A 16,687-nucleotide genomic window follows, 5' to 3' on the forward strand; every position below is an offset into this window, starting at 1 on the left:
GACGCTGTCGCGGCGACGCTGTCGGTGACATCGATTTCGAGCGTGAAACGTGAACACCGTTATCCCAGGTTCACCCGCTCAGGCGGCTACCTGCCCGCGCGGAGCTCGATCTCCAGCTGAGGACCGAAGGTGGCGGGGATGGCGGCGGGCTCGACGCGAGCCAGCGCCGGGTCCGGGAGGAAGTGGACGGTGGTCCCGGTGCGCGTCGGCGGGGACGGGATCGGTACCAGGTCGGTGACGGGGATGCCGCGTTCGTAGCGCTGGGTCCAGGAGCCGTTGCCGCGGTGGTTGGTGTGGACGAGCCACTCGCTCAGGGCGGCGACGACCGACAGACCGCGGCGGAGGTGGCCGTCGGGGAGGTGCGGCGGGGCGGGGTGGTCGAAGAAGCGCAGATCCGTGGTGGCCATCACCGGTTTCCTGACCGTGCGGCCTTCGGCGTCAACGCGGGTGTCGGTGCCTCGGCCGTCGTCGGCTATGGAGAGGGAGCCGTCGGGGTGCAGCGTCACGACGGCGCGGCCATGACCGGGGATGGCGGCCTCGTCGGCGGCCTGGGCCAGCACCTCGAGCACCAGGTGCAGGGCACCGCTGGGGGCGAACTCCGTTGGCATGCGGCGGATCCGCTCGAGGTGGTCCACGTCCACTTCGCGTAACCAGTCGTGCGTGGTGTTGTGCCACGGGGAGGTCACGTGGGCATTGTAGTGCGGACGTGGAGGGCCGTGGGTTTGCGGAAGACCAGGCCGTGGGGGGTGTGGGGGTGATCGGGGGCCAGCCGGAGGTTCGGGAAGGTCTCGAACAGGGTGCGGGCGGCGATCTCGGTCTCGACCCGGGCGAGGCGGGCACCGATGCAGAAGTGGGGGCCCCGCGCGAAGGACAGGTTCATCGAGGCGTTGGGGCGGTGGGGGTCGAAGGTGTCCGGGTCGGGAAACACGGCGGGGTCGCGGTTGGCGCCGGCCAGGGAGACGACCACCAGGTCGCCGGCGGGGACGGGCACGCCGGCCAGGGCGGTGTCGCGGGTGGCGTAGCGGTCGACCACGGCGGCGGCCGGTTCCAGGCGGACGGACTCCTCCACGGCGGCGGAGGTGACCGGGGCGGGATGGAGGAGCAGGTGGCGAACCAGGTTGGTGATCATGCCTTCGGTCGTGTCGATGCCGCCGAACATGAGCACGGCGGCGTTCGCCACCACCTCGGCCTCGGTGAGCGTGTGGGTCTGGAAGTGGAGTCCGCGCGAGACCGCTTCGTGGAGGTCGCGGTAGGCGGTCGCGCCCTCGGGGGTGGGGTCGGCGCCGGCGGTGACGGCGGAGACCGAGTCGACCATGGCGGCGTACCAGGAACGGACCGTCGCCGCGTCGACGCCGGGGAGGCCGAGTGCGTCGACCACCACCGCGACCGCGAGAGGGCCGGCGAACGCGGAACGCAGCTCGACCTCGTCGGGTGGGAAGGCCGCGATGAGGTCGGCGGCCGTCGCGGCGATGAACGGGGCGAAGTGGTCGCGCACCGCCGCCGGGCGGAACGGGGCCAGAAACGGAGTGCGGTGCCGGGCGTGTTCCGCGCCGTCGCGGGAGAGCATGCTGGGGCCGATCACCCGCGCCGTGGAGAAGCGGGGGTCGTCGACGGTGAACGTGTCCGCGTCCCGCAGGACGGCCAGGGCCAGGTCGTACCTGGTCACGAGCCAACCCTGCAACGCCGGCACCCACGCGACCGGCTCGCTCTCGCGCAGCCGGGCCAGCAGGGGGTGCGGGTCGTCGGCCAGCTCCTCGAGTGTCACCGGAGCCGCAGGCCGTAGCAGCGGACGGCGGTGCCGGCGAACACCTCGGCCCGCTGTGCCTCCGACAGGGACGCGAGGAGGGCCCCGGCGGACTCGGTGACCTGCTGGTAGCTCGCGGCCAGCTCGCAGACCGGCCAGTCCGAACCGAACATGACCCGCTCGGGACCGAACGCGGCAAGCACGTGCTCGGCGACCGGGCGCAGCTGGTCCACCCGCCAGGAGTGCCAGTCGGCCTCCGTCACCAGGCCGGAGAGCTTGCAGAACACGTTGGGGTGCTCGGCCAGCCGGGTCACCAGGCCGGCCCAGCCGTCGAGGGCGCCGGAGGCGACCGGGGGCTTACCGGCGTGGTCGAGCACGAACCGGACCGAGGGCAGCAGGCCGACCAGCTCCACCGCGGCCGGCAGCTGGGGCTCGCGCACCAGCACGTCGTAGACGAGGCCGGCCTCGGCCAGCGCGGCGATGCCGCGCAGCACGTCCGGCCGAACCAGCCAACGCGGGTCGGGCTCGTCCTCGGCCTGGTGCCGGACGCCGACCAGCAGGTCACCGCCCGGGAGCGACCGCAGCCGTGCCACGTGGTCGGCCACGTCGGGAGCCAGCAGGTCCACCCAGCCGACCACGCCGAGGACCAGACCGTCCGCGGCAGCGGCCGTGGCCAGGAACTCCTCGGTCTCCTCGGTGGACGCCACGGTCTGCACGAGCACGGTCCCGGACACCCCCGCCGCCACCGCACGCAGGTCCTCGAGCGTGTACGCGTGCCGGATCGGGTCGAGCGCGGCGGCGGCCATCCACGGGTAGTCCCGGGTCGCCGGATCCCACAGGTGGTGGTGCGAATCGATGATCATGCCTCGGTCTCCTCCGGTACCGGCGTGTCCGCCCGCAGCAGGCCCTCGGCGACCAGCTCGGCCCACAGCGCGGGCGGCACCCGGACCGCGGCGCGGTCGGCGTTCGACTCAACCTGCGCCGGCGAGCTCGCCCCGAGCACCACGCTGGCCACCGCGGGATGAGCGCCCGGCAGGGCGATCGCGGCCTCGGGCAGCGTGACCCCGTGGCGGGCGCACACGTCCGCGATCCGCGCCGCCCGCGCCACCAGCTCGGCCGGCGCCGACTCGTAGTTGTAGGTGGCGCCGGGTCGCGGCGAGGCGAGGATGCCGGAGTTGAACACCCCGGCGGCGACCACGCGCACGTCCCGCTCCACGCACAGCGGCAGCAGCTCGTCCTGGGCCGGCTGCTCGAGCAGCGTGTACCGGCCGGCGATCATCACGATGTCGACGTCGGCCCGCCGGACGAACTCGGCCAGCACCGAGTCGAAGTTCATGCCGAGGCCGATGCCGCGCAGCACGCCCTGCTCACGCAGCTCGACCAGCGCCGGCAGCGCCCCGGCCAGCGCCTCCTCGACGAAGTCCTCCGGGTCGTGCACGAAGGCGATGTCGATCCGGTCCACGCCGAGGCGCCCCAGGCTCGACTCGAGCGAGCGCAGCACGCCGTCCCGGCTGTAGTCGCGGCGGCGGGTGAGGCTCGCCGGCACGTCGAAGCCCTCGGTGTCCCGCTCCCCCGCCCAGTCCGGGTTGTCCACGAGCAGCCGGCCGACCTTGGTCGACAACACGTACTCGGCCCGCGGCCGCCCGGCCAGCGCCGCGCCCAACCGCTTCTCGGAGAGCCCCAGCCCGTAGTGCGGCGCGGTGTCGAAGTAGCGGATCCCCCTGTCCCACGCCGTGTCGACGATCGCGGTCGCCGTCTCGTCGGACATCGCGCGGTAGAGGTTGCCCAGCTGCGCGCAGCCGAGGCCGAGCGGGGTCAGGTTCACGGCAGCTCCCAGACGAGGTCCAGTCCGGTGTCGGTGCCCGAGTAGTCGTCCGGCACGTCGAGCAGCTCGGCCATCCTGGACTGCCACCGCACGTTCGCGGGGTCCTCGCGCAGCGCGGCGCGCATAGCCGCGTAGTCCTCGACCTCCACGACGTGGAACAGGTCGAGACCGTCACGCCAGATGCGCCATGAGGAGACACCCGCGCGCCGCAGCACGACATCCAGCTCGGGCGGGATCACCGCGTGCACCCGCTCGTACTCCGCCTCCTTGCCCGGCTTGAGCCGGGTGTGCAGAGCAACACGCATCGGGCCTCCATTCATGGCACTCTGGCGGGAGAAACATCCGAGGTCTGTGGGGAGGGTCGTGTCATGCCGGTCACGGACGAGGCGATCGACAAGATAAAGGGCATGATCATCTCTGGCGAGCTGGCGCCGGGTGACCGGCTGCCCAAGGAGGCCGACCTGGCCGGGCGGCTCGGCCTGTCCCGCAGCTCGCTGCGCGAGGCGGTCAAGGCGCTGTGCCTGATCCGCGTGCTCGACGTGCGCCAGGGCGACGGCACGTACGTGACGAGCCTGGAGCCGAAGCTGCTGCTGGACGCGATGACGTTCGTCGTCGACTTCCACCGCGACGACACCGTCCTGGACTTCCTGGCGGTGCGGCGCATTCTGGAGCCCGCGGCCACCGCGATGGCCGCGCTGCGCATGACCGAGGCGGACATCGCGGAGCTAGCCACCCTCCTCGACGACCTGGACGAGTCGCCGACGGTCGAGGCGCTCGTGGCCAACGACCTCGAGTTCCACCGCCGGATCGCGCTCGGTTCGGGCAATCCCGTGCTCTGCTCGCTGATCGACAGCCTGTCCGGCCCGACGACGAGGGCACGCATCTGGCGTGCGGTCACCCAGGAGGGCGCGGTGGCCAAGACCCGCGAGCAACACCGGGCGATCTACGAGGCGATCGCCGCCAAGGAGCCCGAGCTGGCCCGCTCCTGGGCAACGGTGCACGTCGCCGGGGTGGAGCAGTGGCTGCGCATCGCCCTCGGCGGCGCGAACGGCGAGGCCGACCCGGCGGCCGTCGGCTGACCGGGACACGCCTCAGGTCCTGGGCCGGGGGCGCAGCCCGTACATGCCGCCGTCCACGGCCAGCGCGGTCCCGGTGGTCGAGCTGGACAGCGGGCTCGCCAGGTAGGCGATCGCGTTCGCGACCTCGTCCGCGGTGACCAGCCGGCCCATCGGCTGGCGGGCGGCCAGCGCTGCGCGCTCGGCGGCCGGGTCGGCGGCTGCGTCGAGCAGCCGCCCCACCCAGGGCGTGTCGGCCGTGCCCGGGCAGACGCAGTTGACCCGGATGTCGTCGTCGAGGTGGTCGGTGGCCATCGCGAGGGTCATGGCCAGCACCGCGCCCTTGCTCGCCGAGTAGAGCACCCGGTTGGGCAGGCCCTGCCAGGCCGCGATCGAACAGGTGTTGACCACGGCCGCGGCCGAGGAGCGACGCAGGTGCGGCAGGGCGGCTCTGGTCACCCGGGCCATGCCGACCACGTTGACGTCCAGCACGCGGTGCCATTCGTCGTCGCCGTTGGCGGTCACGTCGCCCTGGGCGCCGATGCCGGCGTTGTTCACCAGGACGTCGATGCCGCCCAGGCGCTCGGCTGCGGCGCCGACCGCCTCGTCGACCTCGGCGCCGACCGAGACGTCACAGCGGAAGCCCACCAGCGGCGCGGCCACCTCGGGGTTGAGGTCGAGCACGGCGACCTGGGCGCCGCGCGCGGCGAGCAGCCCGGCCGTCGCCAGGCCGATGCCGGACGCTCCGCCGGTGACCAGGGCGCGCAGGCCCTCGAAGTCGGTCATGCGTCTCTCCACTCTGGACCGTTGGGATAGGTGTACCGTGCCAGGCTCTCATCACGGATGCGCGCGGAGAAGCCCGGCCTGGTCGGTGCGAGGTAGCGCCCGCCGCGCACGACGGCGGGGTCGGTGAAGTGTTCGTGCAGGTGGTCGACCCACTCGATGGCCCGGTCGGCGTCGGTGCCGGAGACCGCGACGAAGTCGAACATCGACAGGTGCCGGACCAGCTCGCAGAGCCCGACACCGCCGGCATGCGGGCAGACCGGCACGCCGAACTTGGCGGCCAGCAACAGGATCGCCACGTTCTCGTTCACCCCGCCGACCCGGGCCGCGTCGAGCTGGAGCACGTCGATCGCGCCGGCCTGCAGGAGCTGCTTGAACACCACTCGGTTCTGCACGTGCTCGCCGGTGGCCACCCGGATCGGTCGGACGGCGTCGGCCACCGCACGGTGGCCGAGGACGTCGTCTGGCGAGGTCGGCTCCTCGATCCAGTACGGGTCGTAGGGGGCGAGCGCCCGCATCCAGGTGATCGCCGGCGCGACGTCCCAGCGCTGGTTGGCGTCGACCGCGATCCGCACGTCCGGACCGACCGCGGCCCTGGCCAGCCGCAGCCGACGGACGTCGTCCTCGACCGAGGCGCCGACCTTGAGCTTGATCATGTCGAAGCCGTCGGCGACGGCCTGCGTGGCCAGGTGAACCAGCTTGTCGTCGCTGTAGCCGAGCCAGCCCGGGCTGGTGCTGTACGCCCGGTAGCCGCTGGCCCGGATCCGCGCCGCCCGCTCCGCGCGCCCGGGTTCGGCGTCCCGCAGGATGTCCAGCGCCTCCTGCTCGGTGAGCGCGTCGGACAGGTAGCGGAAGTCCACCAGGCCGACGATGTCCTCGGGCGTCATCGCCGCCAGTAAGGTCCAGAGTGGACAATTAGCTCGACGGGACGCCAGGTCCCAGGCCGCGTTCACCACGGCGCCGATGGCCATGTGCGCGACACCCTTCTCCGGGCCGAGCCAGCGCAGCTGGGAGTCCCCCACGAGGTCGGCCGACAGCGCGGCCAGCGCTGCCGGAGTGTCCGGAGTGGACCGACCGACGACCAGGGGCTCGAGTGCGCGGATGGCCGCGGCCTGCACGTCGTTGCCGCGCCCGATGGTGAACGCGAGCCCGTACCCGTCCGGACCGTCGTCGGTACGCAGTACGACGTAGGCGGCCGAGTAGTCCGGGTCGGGGTTCATCGCGTCCGAGCCGTCCAGCTCCCGTGAGGTCGGGAAGCGGATGTCGAGCACGTCCATGCCGGCAATGCGCGCCATAGAGCCGCGTTCCCTTCCGTCACCGTCGAGCAGACATCCGATGTATACCCCATCGGACACGCGGAATCCAGCGGGCACCGACAACGGTGCAAGCATTGGTCGGATCTCAGCCGGCGATGAGGACCTCGAGGTGGCGGGGGCCGTGGACACCCTCGACCCGGTCCAGCTCAATGTCGCTGGTAGCCGAGGGGCCGCTGATGAACGTGAGTGGCCTGGTCGGCTCCAGGCTGGCGAGCGCCTCCGGCACCGTGCCGACGACCTGGTCCTCGCGCACCACGCACAGGTGGTAGTCCGGAACCAGGGTCACCACGCGCCGGCCCTGGGCCTCGCCGGCGTCGAGCACGATCGTGCCCGTCTCCGCGATCGCCACGGCACAGGCGGTCAGCACCCCGTCGGAGCGATCCAGCGTCCGGACCGGAAGCGGGTAGGCCGGTGCGTCCAGCGACCACACCACGCCCGGTACCCGCCAGACCGCGGGCAGGTCGGCCGGTGCGACGAGCCTGGTCGCCCCCCGTGCCCGCAGGGAGGACTCGATCTCGGCCGGCAGGTCGTCCCAACGCACGCGCCGGACCAGCGCGCGGTAGTCCGCGGCCCGCTCGGCGAACAGGCCGATCACGTCCCCCAGCGCGCGGGTCTGGTCGTAGTCCCTGGGCACCTCCGGCGCAGTGGGCCGGTCGGACAGCGCCGCCCGGATCCGCCCGAGCACGACCTCTCGTGAGCTAGCCACGGTTCCTCCGCCACCACGCCGAGAACGTCTCCCGCGGCGGAGCCGGCACGTCCCGCGAGTCGGTCCACAACGACGCGGGCCAGGGCAGCCGGCGCACCCGCCCCCGCCTGGCCAACAGCCGCAACGGACCGAGCAGGCGCTGGGCGAAGCGGAATCGGCGCGGGGAGACCATCACCCAGGACGCCGCCGCCATCGCCACCGCCTCCGGCGCGTAGGCGGGCTTCTCGGCCACCACCCGCCCCCGCAGGTGCACGAGCACCTCCGGGATGTCGATCCGCACCGGGCACACCTCGTAGCAGGCTCCGCACAGCGACGAGGCGAAGGGCAGCGAGCGCAGCAGCGAGGCGGTCCCCGGGTCGTCGGTCCCCGCGCCCAGCTGCGGGGTGAGAATCGCCCCGATGGGCCCGGGGTACACCGAGCCGTAGGCCTGCCCGCCGGTCCGCTCGTAGACCGGGCACACGTTCAGGCAGGCCGAGCAGCGGATGCAGCGCAGTGCCTGGCGGCCGACCCGGTCGGCGAGCGTGGCCGTCCGACCGTTGTCCAGCAGCACGAGGTGGAACTCGCGCGGACCGTCGCCGGGCGTCACCCCGGACCAGACCGAGGTGTAGGGGTTCATCCGCTCCGCGGTCGAGGAGCGGGGCAGCAACTGGAGGAACACCTCGAGGTCGCGCCAGGACGGCACGACCTTCTCCAGGCCCATCACCGTGATCAGCGTCCGGGGCAGGGTCAGGCACATGCGCCCGTTGCCCTCGGACTCGACGACGACGACCGAGCCGGTGTCGGCGACGGCGAAGTTGGCGCCGGAGATCGCGACCTGCGCGGAGAGGAACTTCCGCCGCAGGTGCGCCCTGGCCGCCTCGGCCAGCTCGGCCGGCCGGTCGGACAGCGACGGCGACGCCCCGGGCATGGTGGCCCGGAAGATGTCGCGGATCTCCGAGCGGTTGCGGTGGATCGCCGGCACCAGGATGTGCGACGGGCGGTCCTCACCGAGCTGGACGATGAGCTCGGCGAGGTCGGTCTCGATGGCCGAGACCCCGCCGGCCTCCAGCGCCTCGTTGAGCCCGATCTCCGCGGTGGCCATCGACTTGACCTTGACCACCTCGGTCGCGCCGGCCGCGCGAACCAGGCCGAGCACGATCTCGTTGGCCTCGGCGGCGTCCCGGGCCCAGTGCACCACGCCGCCGCGGGCGGTGACCGCGGCCTCCAACCGGGTCAGGTAGACGTCCAGGTTGGACAGGACGTCGTCCTTGATCGCCTCGCCGGCGCGGCGCAGCCGCTCCCAGTCCGGCAGCTCGCCGACCGCCGCCTCGCGCTTGGTGCGGATGGTGCCGGTGGCGTGGGCCAGGTTCCCCCGCAGCTGGACGTCGGCGAGCGCGGTTCGGGCGGCGGTCGGGAACGTCGGGCTGCCCAGCCAGGTCACGGGGTTGCGACCCACGGCTCCTCCTCGGTGCTCGCCAGGATCTCCGCCAGGTGCAGCGTCCGCACGCCCGTGTTGAGGCGGGTGAGCCCGCCGCCGATGTGCATGAGGCACGAGTTGTCGCCCGCGGTGAGCACCCGGGCGCCGGTGTCGAGCACGTTGCGCATCTTGTCCGCGAGCATGGCTGTCGAGGTGTCCGCGTTCTTCAGCGCGAAGGTGCCGCCGAATCCGCAGCACGACCGCGCCGCCGGCAGCTCGACCAGCTCCAGCCCGCGCACCGCGCGGAGCAGCCGCAGCGGCTTCTCGCCGACGCCGAGCATGCGCAGCGAGTGGCAGGTCGGGTGGTAGGTCACCCGGTGCGGGAAGTAGGCGCCGACGTCCTCGACGCCCAGCACGTCGACGAGGAACTCGGACAGCTCGTAGGTCCGCCCGGCCACCCGCACCGTGGAGCGGTGCAGGCCGGGGTAGAGGTCGCGGACCATGCCGGCGCAGGAGCCGGACGGGGCGACGACGGCGTCGTAGTCGGCGAAGGTCCGCGCGGTGTGCCTGGCGAGCGTGGTGGCCTGGCGGCGGTACCCGGTGTTGTAGTGCATCTGGCCGCAGCAGGTCTGGGCCGGCGGGAACTCCACCGTGCAGCCGAGCCGCTCCAGGAGCCGGACCACCGCACGCGCGGTGTCCGGGAAGAACGTGTCGGTCAGACACGTGGCCATCAACGCGACCCGCGTGGTCACCGCACTCCTCCCGCCGCCGGGGTCAGGCCCCGGCCAACTCCTGGCGCTGCCGGCCGAGGCCGTCGATCTCGATCTCCATGACGTCGCCGACCGAAAGGTACGGGAACCGGCCCGAGAGCGCGACGCCCTGCGGTGTTCCGGTGTTGAGCAGGTCGCCCGGCTCGAGCACCATGAACTGGCTGAGCTGGTGAACCAGCTCGGCGACGCCGAACAGCATGTCCGCGGTCGTGGAGTCCTGCCGCGGCTCGCCGTTGACGAACGAGCGCAGGCCCAGCGCCTGCGGGTCGACCTCGTCGGCGGGCACGAGCCAGGGGCCGAGCGGGTTGAACGTCTCGGCGCACTTGCCCTTGGCCCACTGGCCGCCCGAGACCGCGGGGTCGAGCTGGAAGTACCGCTCGGAGACGTCGTTGGAGACGGTGTAGCCGGCCACGTGGGACAGCGCGTCGGCCCGGTCGACGTAGCGGGCCCGGCGGCCGATCACCACGCCGAGCTCGACCTCCCAGTCGACCTTCTCCGCGTTCCTGGGCACCAGCACGTCGTCGAACGGACCGACGACCGTGTTGGGGTGCTTGAAGAACACCACTGGCTGCGGCGGCGGCGCGGCGCCCGACTCGGCCGCGTGCGCGGCGTAGTTCATGCCGACGCAGACGACTGCCGTGGGCCGGGCGATCGGCGGTCCGACCCGCTGCCCGGCAACGTCCACCTGCGGCAGCTCACCGGCGGCGAGCGCGGCACGGGCCCGGGCGATGCCGTCGCCGGCGAGGAACGCACCGTCGATGTCGTCGGTCAGCTGGGCCAGGTCGAAGGCACGGTCCTCGTCGTCCAGCACCACGGGCCGCTCGGCGCCGGGGGCACCCACACGCATCAGCCGCAAGGCAGTCGCTCCTTGTCCGGGGGCACGGTCTCCCGCACAACCCTACGTCGTCGCAGGTCAGCACAGATCCGCAGACGGCCACGACTCTAGACGCGCGATACATCGGATGTAAACCGACAGATACCCGATCGTCATCAGCGAGAGCTGGCCGTCGCCCAAGAAAGATCTGATGTATTTGCGATCTCACCGATCGGTTCGTCGTGCCGGACCAACGTGCCCTGCTCCGGACGCCGGAGCTGTCGGGTAGTGGTTTCCCGTACTCTCGGCCATCGTGTCGAACACCCGCAACTGGACCTCGTACGTGGACACCAAGGCGCGGGCCGAGCACGAGCGGTTGGCGCTGCTGGAAGAGGTGTTCGATCCGTTCACCGCGCGGCTGCTGGACCGGCTCGGGGTCCGACCGGGCTGGGACTGCCTCGAGGTGGGCGCCGGAGCCGGTTCGGTGGCGCGGCTGCTCGCCGAGCGCGCCGGCCCGGAGCACGTGGTCGCCACCGACATGGCGGTGGACCTCCTCACACCACTGGCCGACGCCGGGGTGCGGGTGCTGCGCCACGACGTGACCGCCGACGAGGCGCCGGGGGAGTTCGACCTGATCCACGCTCGGATGGTGCTCGAGCACGTCAGCGAGCGGGAGAAGGCGGTGCGCCGCATGGCTTCCTGGCTCAGGCCGGGGGGTGTGCTGGTGGTCGAGTCGGCGACGCCGGTTCCGGAGCTGGCGGGGCACGTGGCGGTCGCCCGGTGCCTGACCGCGCTGGGCGAGATCCTGGGAGCGTCGGTGGGAACCGACCCGGGCTGGGCACGGCGGCTACCGCGGCCGTTGGAGGACGCCGGGCTCGTCGACTGCGGGGCGGAGGGGTACGCGGTCTCGGTGCGCGGCGGTTCGCCGGCGGCGCGGTGGATGGCCGCCACGCACCGGCTCGTCGAGGAGCCCGCGTTGGCCCGCGGTGTCGTGTCCAGGGCCGACCTCACGGCCGCCTACACCGCCTACGCCGACCCGTCCTATGTCGACTACGCCTGGATGGTCGTCGGCGCCCACGGCCGCCGTCCGACCTGACCCGCGCGCGGGCTGGCCACCGACCACAACGGCGTCGGCCCGCGCACCTCGAGCACGGCCCGAGCATCGTGACCGCGCCCCCACCGACGGTGTTCCCGCCGGCTCACAGCGGTCTGGCGAGGATCAGCGACGTGGTGTGCCGGCGGACCTCGGTGAAGCCCATCCGGTGGTAGAAGCCGATCGCCCGGTGGTTCACGGCGGACACGCCGAGGTGTATGGCCGGCGCGCCGGCCGCGCGCAGGGCGTCGAACAGGGTCTCCAGGAGGCGGCGGCCCATGCCCAGGCCCTGCAGGCGGGGCATCAGGTTGATGTGCAGGTGCGCGGGGTAGCGCTCCACGACGTCCGCGTCCGCTTCCGGGGGCTCGTGGATCAGGCGCAGGACTCGACCGTCGGGGGTGTGCGCCGGGAAGGAGTGCGGGGGGTACCGCCGCCGCAGCCCGGGCCACCAGTCCCGCTCGCACGCCTGCTCGAACGCCCTGGTGTCGCTGGCGCCGACGACGTAACCGGCCACGCCCGTGTCGTCGACGCAGACGAACGCGAGGCTCGGCGCCAGGGCGAGATAGGCGCCGACGTAGACGTGGCCGAGCAGGTCCGGGTCGGTGTGCAGCGCGCTCGCGTCCTCGCCGCTGTCCCCGGTGCGCAGGCAGACCGCGTAGGCCTCCGCGGTGTCCCCAGCCCTGAACTCCCGAATCCACGCTCCCACCCGTCCATTATCGACGACCGGGCGCGACGGTCAGCCCTCGGCCTCGAGCTCGACGAGCCATGCCTGCTCGGGGGTCAGCAAGGGCGGCCGCAGGCCCACCTCGGCCAGCATGCGACCGGTGAGGACGCGCGGCGGTGACGGGGCGCGGCGGCCCAGCGTCATCGGCTCGCCCACCGGCGCGACCGGGGTCGCGCGGTAGCGGCGGTCGGGGTCCAGGCCCGGAATCCGCATGGCGGCGGGAACCGCGCGCTCGGAGGTGGTGAGCTGGACGTAGGCGAACAGGGCCGAGGAGCGGTCGTCGGACACGACGCCGTGGACGTGGGCGGCGGGGTCGGGGTGGTCGGCGCGGACCACCTCGCCGGTGTGCAACAGCCCTCGCACCCGGCGGTAGTAGGCGATACCCAAGGCCACCGCCTCGAGGTCGGGCTCGTCGGCGGAGGTCACGTCCCACTCCAGTCCGAAGTGGCCGAACAACGCCGTGGCGTACCGGAAGGACAGGCTCTGGGTGCGCCCGCTGGAGTGCACGGTCGGCGGGCCGATGTGCGCACCCATCAGCTCCGGCGGCAGCAGCAGCCCTGTCCACCGCTGGATCGTCTGGCGCTCCAGGGCGTCGTTCGAGTCGCTGGTCCACACCCGGTCGGTACGGGCCAGGATCTCCAGGTCCACCCGCGCCCCACCGCTGGAACAGCTCTCGATCTCCACCGACGGGTGGCGTGTCCGCAGCTCGTCGAGCAGGCGGTAGACGGCCAGCGTCTGGCGGTGCGCCGCCGCGCCGGGCAGGTCGCGGTTGTGGTCCCACTTGACGAACGCGATGTCGTTGTCCCGGAGCAGCGCGTCCAGGCGCTCGAGGACGAACGCGTACGCCTCGGGCACGTTCAGGTCCAGCACCTGCTGGTGGCGGGCCCGGGGAGGCAGGGTGCCGTCGCCCCGGGCGAGAACCCAGTCGGGATGGGCTCGGTACAGGTCGGAGTCCTCGTTGACCATCTCGGGTTCGACCCAGATCCCGAAGCGCATGCCGAGCCCGGTCACGTGGGAGACCAGCGGCGCCAGCCCGTCCGGCCACACCGTCTCGTCGACGAACCAGTCGCCGAGGCCGGCGGTGTCGTCGCGACGGTGGCGGAACCAGCCGTCGTCCAGGACGAACCGCTCGACGCCGATCCGGGCCGCCACGTCCGCAAGGCTCCGCAGCCTGGTCAGGTCGTGGTCGAAGTACACGGCCTCCCAGGTGTTCAGCACCACCGGCCGCGGTGTCGCCGGGTGGCCGGGCCGGTCTCGCAACCAGCGGTGGAACGCCGCGCTGAGGCCGTCGACCCCGCGTCCACTATAGACACCGTAGAGCCAGGGGGACGCGTACTCCTCCCCCGGCGCCAGGATCACCTCGCCGGGGGCGAGCAGCTCGCCGCCGCCCAGGGTCGCGGTGCCCTCCGGCATCCGCTCCGCGTAGGTGACGTGGTTCCCGCTCCAGGCCACGTGCAGGCCCCACACCTCGCCGTGCCGGAACCCGAACCCGGCGGTGCCGGCGAGCAGGGCCAGCGTGGCGTCGTGACCGGTCCGTCCGCGACGGCTCTCCCGCGCCCAGGTGCCCAGGTCGAACCGCCTGCGCTGCGGGTGCCGCTCGCGCGTCCAGTGCCCGGTCAGGTCCAGCAGCTCAGTGGCCTGGGCGGGCACCGGCAGCGCCGGTTCCAGGGCGTCCAGCGTGTACGGCTCGTCGCCGTGGTTGGCGACCCCGGCACGCAGCCGCAGGACGCCGGACGGGGTCAGATCCAGCGTGATGACCAGGTGCAACGCGACGAAGGCGTCCTCGGCGGTGATCTCCACCGAGGAAGCTCCGACACGCAGGTCGGTGAGGCGGAACGAGGGCAGGCCGGCTCGCCCGGTCCGGTGCCCGCGCAGGCCCGGCCGCCCCCGGTAGCCCGCGGCCGGTTCGGGCAGCACCGCGAGCGGCACCGGCTCGTCCGGCGTGCTCGGCGAGGTGGGGCCGACTACCGCGTCGGCCAGGGCGGCCAGCTCCGGTTCGGAGGGCCTGCCCAGGGGGGCGCCCCAGTGCACGACTGTCGGCAGCCCGCCGCTCCTGGCGTCCAGGACGAGGCTGACCGTGTCGGTGGCCAGGTGGACGATCGTCATCCCTTGGTCGCCCCCAGCGTCAGGCCAGCGCGGAGGTGCCGCTGGAGCAGGAAGAAGATCACCAGTGTCGGGATCGCCACGATCACCGAGCCGGCCGAGAGGAGGTTGTAGTCGGTGAAGAACTGCCCCCGCAGGTTCTGCAGCGAGCTGGTCACCGGCAGCTTGTCCCCGGTCCGCATGAACGCGACGGCCCAGAAGAAGTCGTTGTACACCCAGGTGATCTGCAGCGTGGCGAGCGCGGCCAGGGCCGGGCGGCAGAGCGGGAGCACGACCTGCCAGTACTGGCGCAGCACCCCTGCACCGTCCACCATGGCCGCCTCGGTCAGCTCGCGGGGCAGGGCCTTCATGTAGTTGCTCAGGACGAAGGTGCAGAAACCGGTCTGGAAGGCGACGTTGACCGCGATCACCGCGAAGTAGGTGTCGTAGAGCGAGCCGGAGTCGCTGATGTCGTAGGACAGCTCGAAGTTCAGGAACAGCCGGAACAACGGCACCAGCAACGCCTGCTGCGGCAGCAGGTTCGCGGCGGTGAACAGCACGAGCAGGGCGATGTTGAACCGGAAGCTGAACCGCGCCAGGACGAACGCGACCGAGGACGCGAGCAGCAGGGTCAGCAGTACCGACGGGACGACGATGATCGCGGTGTTGAGGAAGGTCTGCTCGAAGTTGCCGCGCGTCCAGGCCTCGATGTAGTTGTCGAAGGTGAACCCGCCGACGGAGAAGTAACCGTTGACCGAGGTGAAGTCGAAGTCGCGCAGCGAGTTGTAGACCGCCCAGGCGATCGGGAACAGCCATCCGATCGCCAGCACGGTCAGGACCACCACCAGCACGACCCGCGCCGGACGCACCGGCCCGCGCCTGACCGCCGGGTTCATCGCTGCTCCCGCATGACCTGGACCAGGTAGATCACGATGAACACGGTCGAGATCGCGATCATGATCGTGGCCAGTGCGGAGCCGAACCCGACCCGGCTCGCCTCGCCGATCACGTTCTGGGTCACCAGGGTCGAGATCAGCTCCAAGCCGTTGCGGCCCTTGTTGATCACCCAGGCTATGTCGAACGCGCGCAGCGACTCGATCACCGTGATGACCAGGACGACGACGTTCACCGGGCGCATCACCGGCCAGATGACCCGCAGGAACGTGCGGACCTCGCCGGCGCCGTCCACGGCGGCCGCCTCGCGCAGCGCCGGGTCCACCGCCTTCAGGCCGGCCAGGTAGAGCAGCATGATGTAGCCGGTGTGCCGCCAGCCGGCGGCCACCAGCACCGCCCAGAGGTTGACGTCGGGGTCGCCGAACCAGTCGGTCTCGGTGCCGAGAACCGCGTTCAGCAGGCCCTGGTCGCGGGAGTAGATCAGCTGCCAGATGAAGCCGACCAGCGCCAGCGAGAGCACCACCGGCATGAAGAAGATGCTCTGGTAGATCCGGCTGCCGCGCAGCTCGCGGTCGAGCACCACCGCGAGCAGGATTCCGAGCAGGGTCGGGCCGAAGAAGAACACGACGAGCCAGATGATGTTGTGCTCGATGGCCGGACCGAACGGCGGGTAGTTCGTCGTCGCGTTCCGGTAGTTCTCCCAGCCGACCGGATTGATGTCGGCGATGTTCCCGATGCCGTTCCAGTCGGTGAACGAGAGCAGCACGGTCGCCAGCGCCGGCCCCCACACCAGGCCCACCACGACCAGCGTCGGCACCGCGACCATCAGCACGACGGTCACCCTGTCCCCGGTGGACAGGGTGCGTACGCCGCGGGGGCGGCGCGGCGGACGCCGCACGGCCCCGAGCCCCGGTGCCGACTCGCGCACCGCCGTGTCAGCCACCGAAGATCGAAGCCTTCTGGTCCTCGATGCTCTTCGTAATGCCGTCGATGTCGTCCGGGTTGCGGAGGAACTCCTGCAGCGACGGGATCATCACGGTGGAGGCGAAGTCGGGCCGGGTGTCGCGGTCCAGGAACTGGGAGATGGACTTGGCGTTGCTCACCAGCTCCTGGGACTTCTTCTGCAGGGCGTTGTAGCCGGCAGTGTCGGCGTCGTTGTGGGCGCCAACGTTGTTGGGGTCGCTCTCGAGGTAGGTGTCGCCTGCCTCGGCGGTGCCGAGGTAGCGCAGCAGCTCCTTGGCCCCCTCCTCGTTGCGGGGGCGAGCGGCCATCATGAACCCGTCGATCGGCGCCTCGACCGCGTCCGCGCCCACCGCCGAGTCGACCTCCGGGAACGGGAAGAAGTCCAGGTCGTCGCGCTCGGCACCCTCGGGGAACTGCTGGCCCATGAACAGGCCGAGCGTGTACATCCCGGACTCCTTGCGCAGCAGGCTCTGCGCCGCCTCCTGCCAGGTGCGGCCGAGCGCGTCGGTCTGGTGGTAGGGC

At 72.1% G+C, this 16,687-nt stretch carries 17 protein-coding genes and 1 pseudogene; 2 read left to right on the top strand and 16 right to left on the bottom strand.

Features of this window, described 5'->3' with window-relative positions; translation table 11 throughout:
* Nucleotides 1–86: 86 nt before the first annotated feature.
* Genes BU204_RS22335 through BU204_RS22355 form a run of 5 tightly spaced genes read right to left on the bottom strand, consistent with a single transcriptional unit; the run spans nucleotide 87 to nucleotide 3,874 of the window.
* On the bottom strand, nucleotides 87–686 hold the full coding sequence (locus BU204_RS22335; protein ID WP_075127680.1) for an ATP-binding protein: 600 nt from the start codon (nucleotides 684–686) through the stop codon (nucleotides 87–89).
* A complete protein-coding gene (locus BU204_RS22340) occupies nucleotides 683–1,765 on the bottom strand; it encodes a cytochrome P450 (protein WP_198942959.1) in 1,083 nt (360 codons plus the stop codon). The genes BU204_RS22335 and BU204_RS22340 overlap by 4 nt, the downstream gene beginning before the upstream one ends.
* Nucleotides 1,762–2,604, bottom strand: coding sequence for an amidohydrolase family protein (locus tag BU204_RS22345; RefSeq protein ID WP_198942961.1), 843 nt, complete (start codon nucleotides 2,602–2,604; stop codon nucleotides 1,762–1,764). The genes BU204_RS22340 and BU204_RS22345 overlap by 4 nt, the downstream gene beginning before the upstream one ends.
* Entirely contained in the window at nucleotides 2,604–3,569 is a 966-nt protein-coding gene (locus tag BU204_RS22350; RefSeq protein ID WP_075127683.1) for an aldo/keto reductase, read from the bottom strand. The genes BU204_RS22345 and BU204_RS22350 overlap by 1 nt, the downstream gene beginning before the upstream one ends.
* Nucleotides 3,566–3,874, bottom strand: coding sequence for an L-rhamnose mutarotase (locus BU204_RS22355; protein ID WP_075127684.1), 309 nt, complete (start codon nucleotides 3,872–3,874; stop codon nucleotides 3,566–3,568). Before BU204_RS22355 ends, BU204_RS22350 begins: the two co-directional genes overlap by 4 nt.
* Before the next feature lie 63 nt (nucleotides 3,875–3,937).
* On the opposite strand from BU204_RS22355, the gene BU204_RS22360 reads away from it, so the two are divergent.
* The gene (locus tag BU204_RS22360; protein ID WP_075127685.1) at nucleotides 3,938–4,648 is read left to right on the top strand and encodes a FadR/GntR family transcriptional regulator; all 711 of its coding nucleotides are present in this window, start codon (nucleotides 3,938–3,940) and stop codon (nucleotides 4,646–4,648) included.
* A gap of 12 nt (nucleotides 4,649–4,660) precedes the next feature.
* Here the strand turns inward: BU204_RS22360 and BU204_RS22365 are convergent, their stop codons facing one another.
* The 6 genes from BU204_RS22365 to BU204_RS22390 all read right to left on the bottom strand — a co-directional run bounded on the left by BU204_RS22365 (nucleotide 4,661) and on the right by BU204_RS22390 (nucleotide 10,451).
* Complete coding sequence (locus BU204_RS22365) at nucleotides 4,661–5,410, bottom strand: SDR family NAD(P)-dependent oxidoreductase (RefSeq protein ID WP_075127686.1); 750 nt, start codon at nucleotides 5,408–5,410, stop codon at nucleotides 4,661–4,663.
* Nucleotides 5,407–6,702 (bottom strand): enolase C-terminal domain-like protein, encoded by a 1,296-nt coding sequence (locus tag BU204_RS22370; RefSeq protein WP_075127687.1) that lies wholly within the window; start codon nucleotides 6,700–6,702, stop codon nucleotides 5,407–5,409. Before BU204_RS22370 ends, BU204_RS22365 begins: the two co-directional genes overlap by 4 nt.
* 106 nt (nucleotides 6,703–6,808) lie before the next feature.
* The gene (locus BU204_RS22375) at nucleotides 6,809–7,429 is read right to left on the bottom strand and encodes a LutC/YkgG family protein (protein ID WP_075127688.1); all 621 of its coding nucleotides are present in this window, start codon (nucleotides 7,427–7,429) and stop codon (nucleotides 6,809–6,811) included.
* Nucleotides 7,422–8,864 (bottom strand): lactate utilization protein B, encoded by a 1,443-nt coding sequence (locus BU204_RS22380; RefSeq protein ID WP_075127689.1) that lies wholly within the window; start codon nucleotides 8,862–8,864, stop codon nucleotides 7,422–7,424. The genes BU204_RS22375 and BU204_RS22380 overlap by 8 nt, the downstream gene beginning before the upstream one ends.
* Nucleotides 8,846–9,556 carry a (Fe-S)-binding protein gene (locus tag BU204_RS22385; protein WP_075127701.1) on the bottom strand — a complete coding sequence of 237 codons (711 nt, stop codon included), beginning with the start codon at nucleotides 9,554–9,556 and terminating at the stop codon, nucleotides 8,846–8,848. The genes BU204_RS22380 and BU204_RS22385 overlap by 19 nt, the downstream gene beginning before the upstream one ends.
* Nucleotides 9,557–9,599: 43 nt before the next feature.
* The gene (locus tag BU204_RS22390; RefSeq protein ID WP_075127690.1) at nucleotides 9,600–10,451 is read right to left on the bottom strand and encodes a fumarylacetoacetate hydrolase family protein; all 852 of its coding nucleotides are present in this window, start codon (nucleotides 10,449–10,451) and stop codon (nucleotides 9,600–9,602) included.
* 271 nt (nucleotides 10,452–10,722) lie between these two features.
* Between BU204_RS22390 and BU204_RS22395 the strand changes: the two genes are divergently transcribed.
* Nucleotides 10,723–11,505, top strand: coding sequence for a class I SAM-dependent methyltransferase (locus tag BU204_RS22395; protein WP_158073493.1), 783 nt, complete (start codon nucleotides 10,723–10,725; stop codon nucleotides 11,503–11,505).
* Between the two features lie 103 nt (nucleotides 11,506–11,608).
* Here the strand turns inward: BU204_RS22395 and BU204_RS22400 are convergent, their stop codons facing one another.
* The 5 genes and pseudogenes from BU204_RS22400 to BU204_RS40185 all read right to left on the bottom strand — a co-directional run.
* Nucleotides 11,609–12,208: a GNAT family N-acetyltransferase gene (locus BU204_RS22400; protein WP_198942960.1), complete on the bottom strand. Its 600-nt coding sequence runs from the start codon at nucleotides 12,206–12,208 to the stop codon at nucleotides 11,609–11,611.
* A gap of 30 nt (nucleotides 12,209–12,238) precedes the next feature.
* The gene (locus tag BU204_RS22405) at nucleotides 12,239–14,332 is read right to left on the bottom strand and encodes an alpha-galactosidase (protein ID WP_075127692.1); all 2,094 of its coding nucleotides are present in this window, start codon (nucleotides 14,330–14,332) and stop codon (nucleotides 12,239–12,241) included.
* Nucleotides 14,329–15,204, bottom strand: a complete 876-nt coding sequence (locus BU204_RS22410; protein ID WP_075127693.1) for a carbohydrate ABC transporter permease — start codon at nucleotides 15,202–15,204, stop codon at nucleotides 14,329–14,331. Before BU204_RS22410 ends, BU204_RS22405 begins: the two co-directional genes overlap by 4 nt.
* Nucleotides 15,201–16,145, bottom strand: coding sequence for a carbohydrate ABC transporter permease (locus tag BU204_RS22415; RefSeq protein WP_075127694.1), 945 nt, complete (start codon nucleotides 16,143–16,145; stop codon nucleotides 15,201–15,203). Before BU204_RS22415 ends, BU204_RS22410 begins: the two co-directional genes overlap by 4 nt.
* Nucleotides 16,138–16,687 (bottom strand): annotated as a pseudogene (locus tag BU204_RS40185) (carbohydrate ABC transporter substrate-binding protein); the annotation flags it as partial. The gene BU204_RS22415 and the pseudogene BU204_RS40185, both read right to left, overlap by 8 nt.

Origin of the sequence: Actinophytocola xanthii (assembly GCF_001921205.1) — a bacterium.
GTDB lineage: Bacteria > Actinomycetota > Actinomycetes > Mycobacteriales > Pseudonocardiaceae > Actinophytocola > Actinophytocola xanthii.